The sequence below is a fragment of the Chrysiogenia bacterium genome (genome assembly GCA_020434085.1).
In the GTDB taxonomy this organism is placed as follows: Bacteria; JAGRBM01; JAGRBM01; order JAGRBM01; family JAGRBM01; genus JAGRBM01.
In genome coordinates, this window is sequence record JAGRBM010000170.1 from 1 (window position 1) to 2,630 (window position 2,630).

Annotated in this window: 2 protein-coding genes; one reads left to right on the plus strand and one right to left on the minus strand. The window is 62.0% G+C overall.

Features of this window, described 5'->3' with window-relative positions; translation table 11 throughout:
- A partial coding sequence (locus tag KDH09_05705) for an ATP-binding protein (GenBank protein ID MCB0219172.1) occupies window positions 1-1,328 on the plus strand: 1,328 nt, incomplete at its 5' end.
- A gap of 2 nt (window positions 1,329-1,330) precedes the next feature.
- On the opposite strand, the gene KDH09_05710 is transcribed toward KDH09_05705, so the two are convergent.
- The coding region (locus KDH09_05710) for a carboxymuconolactone decarboxylase family protein (protein ID MCB0219173.1) at window positions 1,331-2,630 on the minus strand (1,300 nt) is incomplete at its 5' end.

Genomic DNA, 2,630 nt, shown 5'->3' on the forward strand with positions numbered 1-2,630 from the left:
ATTTGTTTTCTTTTTCTGATGAAGACAGCCAGCATCAGATTGTTGTGGCAGGTGAGGAGGTGGGCAAACTTCATGTCATAGACGCCGAGCGCCGGGCGCATCGTTTGCTACACCATGGAGTTGCGTTCTGGGTAAACAGTCGACTGGTGGGCTCTCCGGGCTGGCAGGTTGGTGACGACACTGTTCTCGACGGCAGGAGTCGTGAAGCACGAAAGTACATCTTTGTTGTCGAGGTAGACGTTCTTGTTGAAGATGTTCTGCCGGACTGGACGGGCTTCAAACCCACGGAGCGCGTCAAGTCGATCATGGAAGAAGTTGCGCGGGTTGTTCGCGAGGTCCTCTTTTCGTTGATGACAGTGCGCGTCGAAGAGAAGAAACAAGATGCTGTTAGGGGGCAAGCAGAGCAACTGCGGGAACTCAGCCGGACGGCCCAAGCTGAGGTGTCGTTGATGGTGGAGACGATTGCGCGCAAACGGCCGACGATGAGGACGGATGATTTTGTGGCTGTTGTGGAAGCGGTTGTGGAGTTGGAGTCGTCTCGTTCGGGAAAGCGATTGCTCCAGCGGCTCAGCGCGATGCCGGAGGAGGATCTTGATGCCTTGGATCAGCTCCTGGATGAATGGACCGTCCAAGATGCACGCGCGGTTTTGGACGAGATCGACCGTCGTCTCAGTACCGCCGAGGCGATTGTTAAACTGTGTGCCGATCCCGCAGTGGATGAGCTTCATACACTCCATCCACTCGTGACTCAAGCACGATGGCTTTTCGGGCCAGAATACGACTCGCCGATCTATGCATCAAATCGCCGACTGAAGAACGCCGTTGAAAAAGTCCTTGGGCATGGTGTTCGTCCTGAAAACGTGCCGCGTCCACTTGTTCGCCCGGATCTTCTGGTCGCAGCAAACGCGACATATTCTGCAGTTGCAGCAGAGGATTTCGACAATGGAAAGCCTCTTCCCCGGCTTCGCCGGGTATTATTGATTGAACTAAAAAAAGGCGGGTCCACCATTGGACGAGAGGAAATGAATCAAGCAAACGGATATGTGGAAGACATCCTGAACTCGGGGCATCTTGACGGCCCGCCTTTGATTGATGCATTTGTGGTGGGGCACCGGGTGGCCCCAGGAACCGCCAAACGAGCTGTGATTTTTGATAACCGCACACTTGGTAATATCGAAGCTGTGTCGTTTGCACACTTGGTAGATACAGCCAACGCGCGCCTCTTTCGCCTACGGGAACAACTCGAGGAGAGGTATGGAGACGTGGCGGGTGAAGACCTCGTGGCGAAGGTTCTCGCAGAACCCCATCAGATGATCTTGACAAGGTAGCCTCAGCGCTTGCTCTCGGCCCGGGCCTTCGCGGCCAGCTCGTCCCACTGGGTCCCGTGACCGTTGGGCTTGGCGGCGATCCCCAGCGCCGAGCCATGCTCGGCGACGAACGCAGCGATCTCCGGCTCGTACTTGTCCACCGGATAAGTCGACGTGTAGCGGTTGAGCAGCCCGTGCACCCCCAGCGCGACGATCAGCTCGATGATGCTGGGCGGCGTCCAGAACTGGGTCAGCGCCGTGACCACGGCGTGGCCGACGTCGGCGGGCGCCAGCGAGGAGGTGTGGGCGAGATCGAAGGCCGCCTGTTCGCGCCCGGCCTCGGTGCCGGGGCGCAGGGCCTCGGCCAGGCGCTTGACGGTGGCCCCGGCGCGCACGGCCCCGAAGGCGAAGTGGGCGGCCAGCAGGTTGTTGTCGGCCCGCTTGGCGGCGATGAAGCCCAAGGCGAACTTGATCCACACGGGGACGTTGCCGCTGTCGTGGGCCACGCGCTCGACCAGGCAGTGGGCGATGACGCGCTTGGTCGAGTTGCGCTCGATTCGCTCGAGGTAGTAGGGGACGAAGCCCAGGGCGCCGCGAACCTGCTCGTAGATCTTGTGGGGCCGGTTGGGGATGCCCTCGAGGGCGCCGCGGTCGTAGGCGATGATGCCGGCCATGGTCCGGGCCAGGGCCAGGGGGCCGAGGGTGTCGCCGTCGTCGGTGAGCTTGTCGGCCTCGATGATGTCGCGGTCGTGCTCGGGCTCGTAGTTCTTCGCGGCGGTCCAGGAGCTCGGGGTCAGGAATTTCTCGGCCTGCTCGAGCACCTTCCACTCGAGGACCATGCCCAGGCTGTCCATGGCCGTGTTGAGGAAGCCCATCAGCGTGGCGGCGAGGACGATGGCCTCTTCGTGTTCTTCGCTGTGGTGACGGGCGAGCTCGAGGCGCAGGTCGAGGGTGACCTCGCCGGGGATCTTGGCGATGGCGGTGGCGTAGTTGATGGCGGCGATGTCGGCGGGGCTGAACAGGCCGCAGGCCTCGGCGTTGAGGGCCTCGCGGTTGCGCGCGAGCGAGAGGCCCGGGCCGCGAAAGACGGTGCCGACGCCGGCCGCGTGGGCCGAGCAGTAGGAGCAGCCGTAGGAGCGGCTGGCGACGTAGAGCACCAGGCTGCGTAGGTCCGGCGGGATGCCGCGGCCGAGGTCGCAGCGGGGGATGTCGAGGAAGCTGGGGACCAGCACGCTATAGGTGGTGAAGGCTTCGGGCCAGATCTCGAAGTAGCCCATGGCGTGAGGCACGACCCCGAGGATCTGCCGCACCATCATCATCACC